This is a genomic window from Variovorax sp. F042 (assembly GCF_057814215.1).
In genome coordinates this window covers 46,433-59,073 of sequence record NZ_JBVASX010000010.1, presented here as the reverse complement: position 1 = coordinate 59,073, position 12,641 = coordinate 46,433, and the positions used below count along the sequence as shown (strand labels likewise).

Annotated in this window: 12 protein-coding genes; 5 read left to right on the top strand and 7 right to left on the bottom strand. The window is 69.1% G+C overall.

Going from position 1 to position 12,641, the window contains the following annotated elements; translation table 11 throughout:
- Nucleotides 1-107: 107 nt before the first annotated feature.
- On the top strand, nt 108-872 hold the full coding sequence (locus tag ACZYSP_RS25570) for a GntR family transcriptional regulator (protein ID WP_093056332.1): 765 nt from the start codon (nt 108-110) through the stop codon (nt 870-872).
- A 61-nt stretch (nt 873-933) separates the two neighbouring features.
- A complete protein-coding gene (locus ACZYSP_RS25565; RefSeq protein ID WP_489017314.1) occupies nt 934-1,845 on the top strand; it encodes a DMT family transporter in 912 nt (303 codons plus the stop codon).
- 27 nt (nt 1,846-1,872) lie between these two features.
- On the opposite strand, the gene ACZYSP_RS25560 is transcribed toward ACZYSP_RS25565, so the two are convergent.
- The gene (locus ACZYSP_RS25560) at nt 1,873-2,874 is read right to left on the bottom strand and encodes a Bug family tripartite tricarboxylate transporter substrate binding protein (RefSeq protein WP_176928812.1); all 1,002 of its coding nucleotides are present in this window, start codon (nt 2,872-2,874) and stop codon (nt 1,873-1,875) included.
- A 141-nt stretch (nt 2,875-3,015) separates the two neighbouring features.
- On the opposite strand from ACZYSP_RS25560, the gene ACZYSP_RS25555 reads away from it, so the two are divergent.
- From ACZYSP_RS25555 to ACZYSP_RS25545, 3 genes are all read left to right on the top strand, one after another.
- Nucleotides 3,016-4,680 (top strand): MBL fold metallo-hydrolase, encoded by a 1,665-nt coding sequence (locus ACZYSP_RS25555; protein WP_489017312.1) that lies wholly within the window; start codon nt 3,016-3,018, stop codon nt 4,678-4,680.
- A 2-nt stretch (nt 4,681-4,682) separates the two neighbouring features.
- Nucleotides 4,683-5,399 (top strand): RNA pseudouridine synthase, encoded by a 717-nt coding sequence (locus ACZYSP_RS25550; RefSeq protein WP_307616407.1) that lies wholly within the window; start codon nt 4,683-4,685, stop codon nt 5,397-5,399.
- Nucleotides 5,400-5,523: 124 nt separating this feature from the next.
- Nucleotides 5,524-6,066: a hypothetical protein gene (locus tag ACZYSP_RS25545; RefSeq protein ID WP_489017310.1), complete on the top strand. Its 543-nt coding sequence runs from the start codon at nt 5,524-5,526 to the stop codon at nt 6,064-6,066.
- Here ACZYSP_RS25545 and ACZYSP_RS25540 read toward each other — a convergent pair.
- Genes ACZYSP_RS25540 through ACZYSP_RS25515 form a run of 6 tightly spaced genes read right to left on the bottom strand, consistent with a single transcriptional unit; the run spans nt 6,056 to nt 12,476 of the window.
- A complete protein-coding gene (locus tag ACZYSP_RS25540) occupies nt 6,056-7,279 on the bottom strand; it encodes a multidrug effflux MFS transporter (protein ID WP_489017308.1) in 1,224 nt (407 codons plus the stop codon). The genes ACZYSP_RS25545 and ACZYSP_RS25540 overlap by 11 nt on opposite strands.
- Entirely contained in the window at nt 7,276-8,760 is a 1,485-nt protein-coding gene (locus tag ACZYSP_RS25535) for an efflux transporter outer membrane subunit (RefSeq protein WP_489017306.1), read from the bottom strand. Before ACZYSP_RS25535 ends, ACZYSP_RS25540 begins: the two co-directional genes overlap by 4 nt.
- Nucleotides 8,757-9,695, bottom strand: coding sequence for an efflux RND transporter periplasmic adaptor subunit (locus ACZYSP_RS25530; protein WP_093078550.1), 939 nt, complete (start codon nt 9,693-9,695; stop codon nt 8,757-8,759). The genes ACZYSP_RS25535 and ACZYSP_RS25530 overlap by 4 nt, the downstream gene beginning before the upstream one ends.
- Before the next feature lie 22 nt (nt 9,696-9,717).
- Nucleotides 9,718-9,924, bottom strand: a complete 207-nt coding sequence (locus tag ACZYSP_RS25525; RefSeq protein ID WP_093056341.1) for a DUF1656 domain-containing protein — start codon at nt 9,922-9,924, stop codon at nt 9,718-9,720.
- Nucleotides 9,921-12,032 (bottom strand): FUSC family protein, encoded by a 2,112-nt coding sequence (locus tag ACZYSP_RS25520; RefSeq protein ID WP_093078549.1) that lies wholly within the window; start codon nt 12,030-12,032, stop codon nt 9,921-9,923. Before ACZYSP_RS25520 ends, ACZYSP_RS25525 begins: the two co-directional genes overlap by 4 nt.
- Nucleotides 12,033-12,476, bottom strand: a complete 444-nt coding sequence (locus ACZYSP_RS25515; protein ID WP_093056399.1) for a MarR family winged helix-turn-helix transcriptional regulator — start codon at nt 12,474-12,476, stop codon at nt 12,033-12,035.
- Nucleotides 12,477-12,641 lie beyond the last annotated feature (165 nt).

Below are 12,641 nucleotides of genomic sequence, written 5' to 3'. Positions count from 1 at the left end.
ATTATTTTGGTTAACCAAATGAGTCGAATGGTACGGAGCGAGAGGGGCCGAGTCAATCCGGGGGATTTCCCGGAGGCGACACGGCGCGGGCAATAATCCCCACGCCTATGCCTTCCACCGCACGCAAATCCCCCACTTCCGCCGCCCCTGCAGAGCCCACCGATGCCGACGAAGCCAACGTGGACGAACGCGTCTACGCCGCCGTGTCGAAGGCACTGCTCAGCGGCAAGCTGCGCCCCGGTACTCCCCTGCGCGAACGCGCACTGGCAGAGGCGCTGGGCTGCACGCGCGGCGCGGTGCGCAAGGTGCTGGCGCGGCTGGGGTCGGAAAAACGGCTGGTGCTGGAGCACAACCGCGGCGCCTTCGTGCCCAACCCGTCGATCGACGACATGCGCGGCATCTACCGCGCGCGCCGCATCGTCGAAGCCGGGCTGGTGACCACGCTGTTCGGCAACCTCGAACGCGAGCAGGTGGCCGCGCTGCGCAAGCACGTGCAGGCGGAGCAGAAGGCGTTCAAGGAAGGCAGGCGTGAAGACTCGATCCGGCTGGCAGGCGACTTTCACCTGCTGCTGGCGGAGATGGCAGGCAGCGATGAACTGCTCTCGTACATTCGCCGGCTGATTTCGAACACCGAGCTCTACAAGGCGCTGTACGACTCCGCCGAGGCCGCAAGCTGCGCGCCGCGCGAGCATGAGCAGATCATCGAGGCGCTGACGACGGGCAAGTCGCTCGACAAGGCGCTGGCCGTGGCGCTGGAGCACCTCGACGAGCTGGAGCAGCGCGTCATCGCAGGCGCGGCGGCCGAGCAGGAGGTGGACCTGGCGACGCTGCTGAACGGCGGTGGCACCACCGCGCACGGGCACAGCCACTGAGGCATCCACGCTTCGCTCGCGGGCGAAGTGTCGGTTGGCAGGGCTCGCGATGATCGGCGCCATGCACACACACTCCTGCGCCAGCAAGCCCCACACCAACGTCGCCTTCGAATGGGCACTGCTCGCGCTGCTGGCCACCTGCTGGGGCGCTTCGTACACCTTCATCAAGATCGGCGTGGCGACGATCCCGCCAGTCACGCTGATCGCGGCGCGCACGCTGATTGCCGGCCTGCTGCTGCTTGCGGTGCTGCGCATGCGCGGCGTGAAGCTGCCGAAGGAGCCGGCGATGTGGTGGCGCTTCGCACTGCAGGCCTGCCTGAACAGCGTGTTGCCCTTCACTCTCATTGCGTGGGCGGAACGCAGCGTGGATGCGGGCCTGGCGACCATCCTCAACTCGACCTCGCCGATCTTCATCTTCCTGCTGGGGCTGGGCCTTGGCGGCTCCGAGAGGCCCACGCTGCGGCGCCTGTTCGGCGTGGGCGCGGGGCTGGCGGGCATCTGCCTGATCGTCGGCTTCGAGGCGCTGAACGGGCTCGGGCATTCGCTGCTCGCGCAACTCGGGCTGGTGGCCGCCGCCGTCTGCTACGGCTGCGCCGCGATGTTCGGCCGCGTGTTCAAGGGGCTGGACCCGATGGTGCCGGCCGCCGGCTCGCTGCTGAGCGGCACGGCGATGCTGCTGCCCGCGAGCCTCGTGATCGACCGGCCGTGGACGCTCGCGCCATCTGCCGCTTCGATGATGGCGGTGCTGGCGCTCGCGGTGCTGTCCACCGCGCTGGCCTTCACGATCTACTTCCGGCTCATCAAGACGCTGGGGCCGATGTCGACGGCTGCGCAGGCTTATCTGCGCGTGCCTATCGGCGTGATGATCGGGGTGGTGTTTCTTGGCGAGGCACCGGCGCCCACGGCGTGGGCCGGCCTTGCATGCATCATGGCCGGCGTGATCGCGATGACGATGCCGGCGCGCCGGGCGTGAACTGAACCACGGCCCGTAGCTGGCAACTCAGTCGATGCTGATGTTTGCGGCCTTCGCGACCTCGGCCCACTTCACGCGGTTGTCGTGCACGGTCTTCTTGAACTGTGCCGGCGACTCGATGCGCACGGTGTTGCCCTGGCTCTCGAAGCGCTCGCGGATCTCGGGCTGCTCCAGCACCGCCTTCACGGCGGCATTGAGCTTGTCGACGATCTGCGGGTCGGTGCCCTTGGGCGCGAAGATGCCGAACCAGATCGAGCTGTCGAAGCCCTTGGTGCCCGGCAGGCCGCTCGATGCGATGGTGGGCACTTCTTTCACTGCCGGCACGGCCGCGGCGGTGGTCACGCCCAGCAGGCGCACCTTGCCGGCCTTGTAGTGCGGAAGGATGGTCTGCACCTGGTTCATGATGCAGCAGGTCTCGCCGCGCACCACCGAGGTAATGGCCTCGGGGCCGCCCTTGTAGGGCACGTGCACCATGTTCAGGCCCAGGCGCGAATTGAATTCGGCAAAGGCCATGTGCGTGCCGGCGCCGTTGCCTGTAGACGCATAGTTGTACTTGCCGGGGTTGGCCTTGACCAGCTCGACGAATTCCTTCAAGGTCTTGACGTTGATCACGTCGGGATTGATGGTGAGCACGTTCGACACGTCGAGCACCGGCGCCACCGGAATGAAGTCGGCTTCCACGTCGAAGGGCAGCTTCTTGTAGAGCGCGGCGTTGCTGCCGTGCGTGGCGGCTGTGCCGAAGGCAAGCGTGTAGCCGTCGGGTTTCGAGTGGGCCACGTAGTCGCTGGCGATGTTGCCTGCGGCGCCGGACTTGTAGTCGATGACGACGGGCCGCCCGAGCTGCTTTGCCAGCGGCTCCTGGATGACGCGGGCCACCACGTCGACGCCCGAGCCGGCCGGAAAGCCCATGATCAGCGTGACGGGTTGTTGCGGCCAGTCCTGTTGAGCGAGGGCGGCGGGCACGACGAGCGAGGCCGCTGCCAGCAGCAATACACGGCGGGCAAGACGAGTGAGTGGAGAATGGGCCATGACAGTCTTTCGGTCGTTCAGTCTTTTGTCTTCAATGCAGACGGTGCAGGCGCGAATTGTGGCGCGCCGCTGATGCCCGATTCCATATGAGCTTATGCGCGTCGACATGCATGTATCGCGCCTGCTCCCCATAATTGCCCCATGGTCCGTTCCTCCCAACAACTACACACCCCACGCGAGCCCGCGCCCCTGCGCGCGGCCGCCACGGTGCTGCTGCTGCGCGACAGCGCCGCCGGCATCGAAGTGCTGATGACCCGCCGCTCGGCCACCGCCAGTTTCGCGCCCGGCGCCTACGTATTTCCCGGCGGCCATATCGACGACGCCGACGAAGCGGCCAAGCGCATCGCCACGCGCCGCCCCACGCAAAGCCGCGTGCAGCGCACGCAGGCCATCGCGGCCATTCGCGAGGCTTTCGAAGAGCTGGGCATCCTGCTGGCGCACCATGCCGACGGAAGCCCTGTCAGAGCCGAAGAAGTCGCGGCAATGGACCGCGGCGACACCGCCGGCACCGCCTTTGCCGACCAGTGCGCGGCACGCGGACTGGTGCTCGACTCGGACCGCGTGTTCACCTTCGCGCACTGGATGACCGACCGCGACCTGCCCAAGCGCTTCGACGTGCCCTTTCTGGTGGCGCGCATGCCCGAAGGCCAGACGCCCACTGCCGACGAGAGCGAGCAATTCGAGCCCAGCTGGGTGCATCCGGCCGATGCGCTCGCGCGCCATGAGGCCGGCACCTTCTTCATGATCTTCCCGACCGTGCGCACGCTGCAGCGCATGGCCGCATACCCCACCGTCGATGCCCTGCTCGCGGCCTGTGCCAGCGAAGCCCCGCTGTGGACCAGCTGCCCGCGTGCCGGCCTGCTCAAGGGCGAGGACGCGCGCTATATGGAACACGAGTCGCCCTATGGCGAACTCGCTCTGGTGTGCCCCGACGGCCAGCTCCTGCACGCGCTCGACTGGCAGAGCGAGCACCCGGTGCCGCTGCTGAAGAACGTGATGCGCCTCACCGCGCCCAACCCGAGCGCGATGACTGGCCCGGGCACCAACAGCTACATCGTGGGCGACGCGGCAACGGGCTACATCGTGATCGACCCGGGCCCGAACGACTTCGACCACATCGGCCGGCTGTGGCGCGCCACGAAGGGCGACATCCGCATGATCGTCTGCACGCACTCGCATGCCGACCACTCGCCGGGCGCGGCGCCGCTGCAGGCACTGTGCAAGAACGGCAAGCCGCCGATCCTGGGCCTGGCCTCGAAGCCGACCGCGCGCGCCACCGCGCGCTTCACGCCCGAGCGCGAACTGGCCGACGGCGAACGCCTCGTGCTGTCGGGCGCCAACGCTGCCGGCGAAACCGTCACCCACACGCTGCGCGTGATACACACACCCGGCCATGCAGCCAACCACCTGTGCCTGGTGCTGGAAGAAGACGGCCTGCTGTTCTCCGGCGACCACATCCTCAACGGCAGCACCACGGTGGTCGATCCGCCCGATGGCGACATGACGGCGTACCTCGATTCGCTCGACACGCTCGATGCGGCCTGCGAGGCCGGCGGGATCGACTTCATCCTGCCGGCGCATGGCTACGTGATCGGCTTTGCCCGCACCGCCATCGGCATGCTGAAGGCGCACCGCCTGAAGCGCGAAGCCAAGATCGCCGCCGCGATGCAGAAGCTGCCCGAAGGCACGCCCGAAGAATGGCTGCCGCTGGCCTACGACGACGTGCCCGAACGCATGTGGCCAGTGGCGGCCCGCTCGCTGGCCGCGCACGTGGCACGCATCCGCCAACTGGCGGCGCCCCGATGAACATGAAAACTGCTCCCGTCGAAGACGAAGGCATCCGCCTCGCCAAGCGCGTGGCCGCAATGGCTGGCGTGTCGCGCCGCGAAGCCGAGCTGCTGATAGAGAACGGCGCAGTGCGCGTCGATGGCGTGCCGCAGATGCTGCCGCAGTCGCGCGTGCTGCCGCACCAGCAGGTCGAGATCGAGGCGGGTGCCAAGCCCGAGCCGGTAGTGCCTGTCACATTGCTTCTGTACAAGCCTGCCGGCATGGCAACCGACACCGCGCACCGCCTGCTGGTGGCTGCGAATCATCACGAGCCCGAGCGCGCCGGACAGCGCTTTCTGCCGGCGCATGCAAAGGCGCAACGCTGCATGACGCCGCTCGAAACCGGCGCCAGCGGGCTGGTCGCGTACACGCAGGAATTCCGCATCGAACGCAAGCTGCAGGAAGACGCCGGCATCCTCGAACACGAGGTGATGGTGGACGTGGCCGGCCCGGTGAGCGCCGAAGTGCTGGCGCGGCTGGAACGCTCGCCCGCGCGCGTGAGCATCGGCCGCCAGAGCGACGAGCAGACGGGCCTGCGCTTTGCGCTCAAGGGCGCGCGGCCTGGGCAGATTGCCAACATCTGCGACGGCGTAGACCTGCGCATTCTGGCGATGCGGCGCATCCGCATCGGCCGTGTGCCGCTGGCGGGGCTGCAGCCCGGGCAGTGGCGCTACCTTGCACCCCACGAACGCTTCTGAAAAACAACAACGAAGAAATAAAGAAGAGAAGAGAAAGAGGACGACAACGACGATGCACCGCATGTTCGCGGCCTGCAATTTTCAGCCAGCGGCCCCGATGGGCCGCCGTCAGGGAGACTGAGCCATGAAGTTCGGACCACCGAGCACCGCCCTGGTCTGCACCGTGCCTTTGGCACTGGTAGCGGGCTGCACGCTTTTCGCGCCACCACCGCCGCCCGCGCCACCGGCACCACCGCCTGCCGTGGTCTCGAAGGACGGCCTGGCGCCCATCACAGAAGAACAGGTCGAGCGCATCCGCGAAGCCATCGGCGGCAAGCCGCCCAGCCCGGCCGTCGGCAAGGTAGTGCGCAGCGCCTCGCCGACCATCGAGTCCTTCGTGCGGACCGAGGGCTGCATCACCGCGCGCAACGGTGCGGTGCTCAACCCCTTTGCCGCGCCCGGCCGCCTGTTCGACGGCACGGGCTTCCAGGGCGGCCCGATGACGGAAATGCAGTACCACGACAAGACCGCCTGCGTGACCGTCAAGCGCATCCAGAACTGGAAGATGGTCACGCCGAAGCTGCTGCGCTTCGAGGTGGTCTACGTGGGCGACGACGGCGAGGAGCGCGCCGTGAAACGCCACGAGCTGATGCGCCAGCCCAAGGGGGGCTGGCTCTTCACGCGCTGACGTTTGCGGCTGCGCGCTTCTGCGCGCGCAGCGCCACCGCAAACGACAGCTGCGCCACGATGCCCGCCCCCGCCAGCACGATGGCCGATGCCAGCGCGGGGTTGCGGTGGCCCATGCCCGCGAGTGCCGTGCACAGCGCGCCCACGGCCATCTGCGTGAAGCCGTAAAGGCCCGAGGCCGAGCCGATGACCTGCGGGTTCACGCTGATTGCCTGCGTGAGCGCGGCCGGCGAGGCCATGCCGGCGCCAACGGTGAACAGGAACATGCAGGCGACGATGAGCGGCACTGAGAGGTAATCGGTCAGCGCCGCGCCCAGCAGCACGAAGGCCGCGGCCACGCTCAGCGCATTCGAGCGAACCATGAGACGGTCGACCCGCACGCGCGAGATCAGATGGCTGGTGAGGAAGCTGCCGAGCCACACGCCCGACACCAGGATGGCGAGGTAGATGCCCGCCTCGTGCGCCGGCCGGTGCAGCTGGTCCACGAAGATGAAGGGCGCCGAGGCAATGAAGGCATACATCGACGTGGTGGCGCAACCGCCGCCGACCGAGAAGCCGAGAAAGGCCGGCGAGGCCAGCAGCTTCCTGTAGTTGCGGGCGAGCTCACGCGCATTGACGGCCGCGCCGGGCGCGCCGGTTTCGGGCAGCAGGCGCCAGGTGAACAGGAAGCCGACGACGCCGAGGGCAAAGAGCGCGTAGAAGATCGAGCGCCAGCCCAATGCGGTGGCGAGCGCACCGCCGAGCAGCGGCGCGAGGCTCGGGCCGATGGTGACCATCAGGTTCATCAGCGCGAGGCGGCGCGTGGCCTCTTGCGGTTCGGCCGTGTCGCGCACGATGCTGCGGCCGAGCACGAGGCCGGCGCAGCCACCTACCGCCTGGAACAGGCGCGCCGCGATGAGCGAATGCACTTCAGGCGCGACCGCGGCCGCAAGCCCCGCCACGCAATACAGCCCCAGCCCGAACAGCAGCACCGGCCGCCGCCCGTAGCGGTCGGCCAGCGGGCCGTACACCAGCTGGCCCACTGCCAGGCCGAAGATGTAGAGGCTCACCGTCATCTGCATGGCGCCGATGCCGGCGCCAAGGCTCTTTGCGGCGATGGGCAGCGCGGGCACGAAGATGTGCATGGCGAGCGTGCCGCTGAAGGTGACCAGCGCCAGCAGCCACAGCGGCGCGTGCGGGCGGCGCTGCGGCGCGGAGGTGATGGCTGCGGTCATTGCTTGGTGGTGGTTGCGCCGCCGGTCAGGTTGCCTTGCGCAAGGTTCGTATCTTCAGGCTCCCAGCCGCCGCCCAGCGCCATGAAAAGCATGACCTGATCGTCGGACAGCTGCGCTTCGCTGGCGGCCAGCGCGGACTCGCTCGCGGCCAGCGCGCGCTCGGCGTCGAGCGAATCGAGGTAGCCGGTGCGGCCGTTCTGGTAGAGCTGGCGCGCCTGCCGCGCGACGATGGCGCTCTGGTCGCGCGAGGCTTCCAGCGCAGCGCGGCGGTCGAGTTCGCGGGCGTAGTTGCCGAGCGCGGTCTCGGTCTCGCGCAGCGCGGTGAGCACGGTGCCGTCGAACTTGGCGAGCGCGCCGCGCGTGCCGGCCTCGGCCTGCGCGATGCGCGACTGGACCACGCCGGTGTTCGGGATCGTCCACGAGATCAGCGGGCCGAGGCTGTAGCTCATGCTGTCCTTGCGCCCGAAATCGGCGGCGGTGCTGGCCGACATTGCCGACAGGCCGATCGACACGTGCGGGTACAGGTCGGCCGTGGCGACGCCGATGCGCGCGGTGGACGCGGCCAGCGTGCGCTCGGCCTGGCGGATGTCGGGCCGGCGGCGCAGCAGCTGCGCGCCGTCGCCCACGGGCAGCACGCCGGCCACACGCGGCGGCGTGGTGCAGCCGGCCACCTCGCGCGGAAAGTCTTGCGGCAGCGCGCCGGTGAGCGTGGCCAGGCGGTACAGCGCGGCCTGGCGGCTGGCCTGCAGCGGCGGCAGCGCGGCGTTGAGCGATTGCAGCTGCGCACGCGCGCGGCCCGCATCGATGGCGCCGGCGCGCCCGGCCTTTTGCAGGCGCTCGGTGACGTTCACCGCGTCTTTCTGCAGGTCGACGGACTTCTGCGCGATCTCCAGGCGCAAGCCGGTGGAACAGGCTTCGGCATAGGCGCGCGCAGTGCCCGCTGCGACGTTGACGCGCACCAGGTCGAGCGCGGCTTCGGCCGCTTCGGTGTTGGCGGCCGAGGCTTCGATGGCGCGGCGCAGCTGGCCGAACAGGTCGACCTGGTACGACAGCGAGGCGCCCAGGCCGTAGTTGAAGGTGCTCGGCGGCTCGTAGCCGCGCTGCAGCAACTGGATGCCCGACTGGTGGCCGAACGACGGGCCGCCGTTCACGCCGATGGTGGGGTACTTGCCGCCGGCCACCTCGTCGTCGATGGCGCGCTCGCGCTCGAGGTTGGCCACTGCCTGGCGCAGGTCGGTGTTGTGCGCGAGAGCCTGCTCGACGAGCCTGTCGAGCAGCGGGTCGTGGTACAGGCGCCACCAGTGCGCAGGCAGCGGCGCGGCGTTGGCGGGCGCCTCGGCAAAGGGCTTGCCGGCAGCGCTCTGGCTGGCGAGCGCCTCGGGCGGCTGCTTGTAGTCGGGGCCGACCGCCGCGCAGGCCGCGAGCCCGGCGGCGACGGCCAGCGATGCAAGGCGAAATGCGAAGCGGGTCATGCTGTTCATCCCTTCTGCGGCGCTGGGGTCGTTGCCGCCGTCTTCTGCGCCGCCTTGTTCTCCAGCACCTGCACCGTCACCGTCTGGCCCGCAACAAGGCGCGCGCCCTGCGGCAGCGGATCGAGCTTGATGCGCACCGGAATGCGCTGCGCGAGCCGCACCCAGTTGAAGGTCGGGTTCACGCTGGGCAGCAGGTTGGCGCTGGTGGAGCGGTCGTGGTCGGCGATGCCGGCAGCCACGCTGTCGACCGCGCCTTCGAACACCGCGCCGCCACCCATCGGCGTGACGCGCACGCGGTCGCCGAGGTGGATGCGGGGCAGCTTGGTTTCTTCGAAATAGCCTTCGACGTAGAACGACTGCGCATCGACCAGCGCGAGCACCGGGCGGCCCGCAGCGGCGTAGCTGCCCTGGCGCAGGTCGAGGTTGGTGACGAGGCCGTCAGTGGGCGCGCGCACCTCGGCGCGCTGCAGGTTGAGGCGGGCCGAATCGAGCGCCACTTCGGCCTGGGCGACGGCGGCCTGCATCTGCTCGACGCGCGAGCGGGTCTGTTCGCGCGACTCCTTCGAGATCAGGTCGTCGAGCCCGGTGTTGCGCGTGTTCTCGCGCTGCGCCTGGGCGCTCTGGGCGCGCTGCGCGGCGAGCACGGCCTGGGCCTGGCGCACGGCGAGGTCGTAGCGCGCGCGGTCCACCTCGAACAGCAGCGTGCCGGCGGCGACCGGCTGGTTGTCGCGGATCGGCACGGCGGTGACGAGGCCCGACACGTCGGGCGCGATCTGCACGACGTTGGCGCGTACGCGGCCGTCGCGCGTCCACGGTGCGAGTTCGTAGTGGTCCCACAGTCGCAGGCCGGCCCACACGGCGGCGGCCACCACGACCACGGTGAAAAGAACGCGCCCGAGGCGCTGGGCCCACGGGTTTTCTGCGGAAGGACTGGTGGCTTTCATGGAGATCTCGTTGTCTGTCTGTTTATTGGAGGTAGGAGGTGACGCGGCTCAGCGCATAGAGCAGCAGCAGGTAGAGCGCCATGTCGAACAGCGCCGGATGCCACACCCAGCGGTACACGCCGGTGGCCGCGAGCAGGCGGCGCACGCCCCACAGCGCGAGCAGCGCGCCGAGGGCCAGCACCATGATCCAGGGCAGGTAGAGGCCGTAGAAACTGGCTTCGCCGATCATGCGGAAGCTCCTTGCCTGGACGCGCCCAGCATCGGTGGCGCGTCGGGAAAAAGATTGCGGCGCAGGCCGACCAGTGCGGTAACGGCGGCGCGCGAAGTCGATGAAGCAGCGGTGTCGCGCGCTTCGAGCATTGCGTTCAGCGCCTCGTCGATCTGCGGCAGCAGGCCCGGCGGGCGCGGGTTCATGCGGCCTTCCGAACGCTGGCGGAAGAAGCGCGAGATGCCGCCCAGCAGCGCGGCCGATGTAGCCAGCGGCAGCTGGGCGCGCACGCGCTGCAGCACGGCGATGTCGGCTCCCATGCGCAGGTCGCGCAGCGCATCGTTGGCGGCCACGCCTTCGACGGTGCCGCCGGCCTGCGCGATGCGCGGCGCGAGCAGGCCGATGCGATCGAGCATGCGCACGGCATAAGCATCGCTCTGCGCGTACTGCGGTTGAGAAGACGCGGCCATGTCGCCGAGTTCGCGCCATGTGGCGCGCTGGATGCGGCGCGCGCTCCAGTCGGCGCCCACCGAACGCACCAGGCGGGTGACTCGCGCAGCAACGACCACGCCGACGATCTGGCCGATCATGCTGTTGAGGAAGCTCACGAGATCGGAGCTGGCCGTGTCGTGCAGCGCGAGCGTGCCGGCCACGCCGAAGATCAGCGCCATCGCGGGCATGAAATGCGTCGGGCGCGGCAGGTAGAGGCCCAGCAGCAGGAAGAGCGGCGCGCAGATGACCACGAGCATGCCGAAGTCCTGCACCGTGGGCATCAGCACCAGCACATAGAGCGCCGAGATCGGAATGGACAACAGCGTCCACTTCAGGAAGCCGTGGATCGCCGGCACGGGGTCGTCCATGGTGGCGAAGAAGCAGCAGAAGACGGCAGCCATCATGGTCGCGGCCGAGCCCATGGGCCAGCCGGTGACGATCCAGAACGCGCCGCACAGGCAGATGGCGATGACGGCCGCAAGCGCGGACAGCAGCGCCATGCCGTAGTCGCGGTGCAGCACTCGACTGCCGAGCGCTGCCGTGCGGCGCAGCGGCGCGGCGCCCTTCAGGCCTTCGTCGATGTCCAGGCGCAGCTGGGCGCAGGCGGTCCAGCCGTCGACGAGTTCTGCGAGACGGCCTGCGAGGCCGATGCGCAGGGCGCGGCCCCATGGAGTCTGTTGCTGCGCGCTCGCGGGTGTGGCGCTCAGTACGTCGATGGCGCGGCGCAGGGCTTGCAGGCGTTCGGCGCGGGTTGCTGCGTCGCCGGTGGGTTCGGCTTCTTCGCGCAGCCACTGAGCGGCCCGCGAGAGCACGGCAGCCACATCGGGTGCCAGCCGGCCTTCGGCCTGCTCCAGCGCCTGCAGGCGGTCTTCGACGGCCGACAGGGCCGGAGTGAGCGCGGCAACGCGGTCCTGCATGGCGCGGATGGCGCCCGCGGTCCAACGCAGGTGCGTGGTGTCGAAGGGCACATGGGTCGAGAGCAGGCGCAGCTGCGTGATGTCGCCGGCGAGGCGGCGGCGGTCGTCGTCGAGGCGTTTCGGATCGGCGTTGCTGCTGCGGCCGGCGGGCTGCAGCAGGTCGCCGAGCCACTTGCGCGCGTCCTGCAGCGTGCGGTCGAGCAGGCCCAGCACGGTCGGTGCAAGCCCCGCGGGCAGCACGAGGCTGTGGACCAGCGTGGCGCAGAAGATGCCGAGGCCGATTTCTTCCACGCGCGCCACGGCGGTGTCGAACAGCGCGAGCGGCGTCTGCACCGACGGAAAGCCGATCAATGCCGCCGTGTAGCCCGCGAGCATGAACACATACGAGCGCGGCGTGCGGTCGAGCAGCGAGATGCACAGGCACAGCCCGACCCACAGCGCGAGCACCAGCGTCAGCAGCTCGGGCGCGTTGGAAAGCGCGGGCACCAGCAGCACAGTGGCGGTGCTGCCGATGAGCGTGCCGAAGAAGCGGTACACCGCCTTCGAGCGCACGGCGCCGGCCAGCGGATGGGCAACGATGTAGGTGGTCATGAGCGCCCAGAACGGACGCGGCAGGCCGGCGCGGCTGGCAAGGTACATCGCCAGCATGGCCGCGGCGAAGCTCTTGCCGGAAAAGAGAAGCTCCGCGCGGCTGAAGCGCGGCAGGCTGAGCGCGGCCATTTACTTGCGCCCTTCTTGCGGTGGCTGCGCGGCGCGGCCCAGGCGCTCTTCGAGCACGGCAAACACGCGCAGGCAGGCGGCGATGTCTTCGTCCGGCACGCCTTCGAACATTGCGGTGCGCATCAGGCTCAGCGCGGCCTCGATGGGCGCGCAGGCGGCCTTGCCGGCTTCGGTGAGATGCAGGGTCTTGGCGCGGCGGTCGGACGGATCTTCGTGCCGCTCGACGAAACCGGCCTCGACCAGCTGATCGAGCGAGCGCACCAACGAAGGGCCTTCGATGCCCAGCGCCTCGGCCAGCACGCCCTGGCGCACTTCGCCGTTCATGCGGCCGAGCATCACGATCGGCCAAGCCAGCGATTGCGACACCCCGACGTGCGCCACCGCCTTGTCTGCATGGGCGCGGTAGCCGCGCTGCAGCACCGAAAGCGACATGCCGAGCCGCATCAGCGCGTTTTCGCGTGTCGGTTGGGAGTTGTCGGAGTCGGTCACGGTAGCCGCCTATTAATTAGCATGCTATCGATTGTACGGGTAACTACCAATCCCTGCTGGCGGCAAGGCTGTCGCCCGCCTTCAGGCCGAAGGCGCGAAAAAAGAAAAACGGGGAGAAGA

What these genes read in the sequence shown, in the direction of transcription:
- ACZYSP_RS25570 (WP_093056332.1), top strand. Translation starts at nt 108, where the DNA reads ATGCCTTCCACCGCACGCAAATCCCCCACTTCCGCCGCCCCTGCAGAG.
- ACZYSP_RS25565 (WP_489017314.1), top strand. Translation starts at nt 934, where the DNA reads ATGCACACACACTCCTGCGCCAGCAAGCCCCACACCAACGTCGCCTTC.
- ACZYSP_RS25560 (WP_176928812.1), bottom strand. Translation starts at nt 2,874, where the DNA reads ATGGCCCATTCTCCACTCACTCGTCTTGCCCGCCGTGTATTGCTGCTG.
- ACZYSP_RS25555 (WP_489017312.1), top strand. Translation starts at nt 3,016, where the DNA reads ATGGTCCGTTCCTCCCAACAACTACACACCCCACGCGAGCCCGCGCCC.
- ACZYSP_RS25550 (WP_307616407.1), top strand. Translation starts at nt 4,683, where the DNA reads ATGAAAACTGCTCCCGTCGAAGACGAAGGCATCCGCCTCGCCAAGCGC.
- ACZYSP_RS25545 (WP_489017310.1), top strand. Translation starts at nt 5,524, where the DNA reads ATGAAGTTCGGACCACCGAGCACCGCCCTGGTCTGCACCGTGCCTTTG.
- ACZYSP_RS25540 (WP_489017308.1), bottom strand. Translation starts at nt 7,279, where the DNA reads ATGACCGCAGCCATCACCTCCGCGCCGCAGCGCCGCCCGCACGCGCCG.
- ACZYSP_RS25535 (WP_489017306.1), bottom strand. Translation starts at nt 8,760, where the DNA reads ATGAACAGCATGACCCGCTTCGCATTTCGCCTTGCATCGCTGGCCGTC.
- ACZYSP_RS25530 (WP_093078550.1), bottom strand. Translation starts at nt 9,695, where the DNA reads ATGAAAGCCACCAGTCCTTCCGCAGAAAACCCGTGGGCCCAGCGCCTC.
- ACZYSP_RS25525 (WP_093056341.1), bottom strand. Translation starts at nt 9,924, where the DNA reads ATGATCGGCGAAGCCAGTTTCTACGGCCTCTACCTGCCCTGGATCATG.
- ACZYSP_RS25520 (WP_093078549.1), bottom strand. Translation starts at nt 12,032, where the DNA reads ATGGCCGCGCTCAGCCTGCCGCGCTTCAGCCGCGCGGAGCTTCTCTTT.
- ACZYSP_RS25515 (WP_093056399.1), bottom strand. Translation starts at nt 12,476, where the DNA reads ATGCGGCTCGGCATGTCGCTTTCGGTGCTGCAGCGCGGCTACCGCGCC.